A 525-nucleotide genomic window follows, 5' to 3' on the forward strand; every position below is an offset into this window, starting at 1 on the left:
AAAAGCAGTTGGACAAGGAGATAAAGGCAATAGAGGCACGGATACTATCACTGGTCAAGGAAGACCAGCAACATCAATTAAGCTTGCTGACTTCCATTCCGGGGATAGGGCAGAAGACCGCCTTGTTTCTAATGGTGATCACCGATGGATTCTCAAAGTTTGAGAATGCAGGCCAGTTGTGCAGCTACGCAGGGATCACCCCCACGATACGGGAATCGGGCAGCAGCGTCAGAGGGCGGGCTAGAATAAGCAAAGTGGGGAACAGAAAACTGCGCAATCTCCTGTTCCTGTGCTCGTTCAATGCCTGTAGGCACAACAAGGCGTGTCGGGCGCTTTACGAACGGATCGTGAACAAAGGGAAAAGTAAAAAATTGGCTTTAATAGCTGTGGCAAACAAGCTCCTGAAACAATGTTTTGCCATCGCAAGATCAGGCAGGCCGTACGATGAAGCCCACGTTTCGGTATTGCCCCGATAATTAATGCAAAATAGAACAAAATAAGGCTCCGGAATCAAAGGATTGAATC

At 48.2% G+C, this 525-nt stretch carries 1 protein-coding gene; it reads left to right on the top strand.

Going from position 1 to position 525, the window contains the following annotated elements; translation table 11 throughout:
• The coding region (locus ACFSR8_RS16490) for an IS110 family transposase (protein ID WP_380294078.1) at positions 1-476 on the top strand (476 nt) is incomplete at its 5' end.
• Between the last annotated feature and the right edge of the window lie 49 nt (positions 477-525).

The organism is Hyunsoonleella rubra (genome assembly GCF_042684665.1).
In the GTDB taxonomy this organism is placed as follows: domain Bacteria; phylum Bacteroidota; class Bacteroidia; order Flavobacteriales; family Flavobacteriaceae; genus Jejuia; species Jejuia rubra.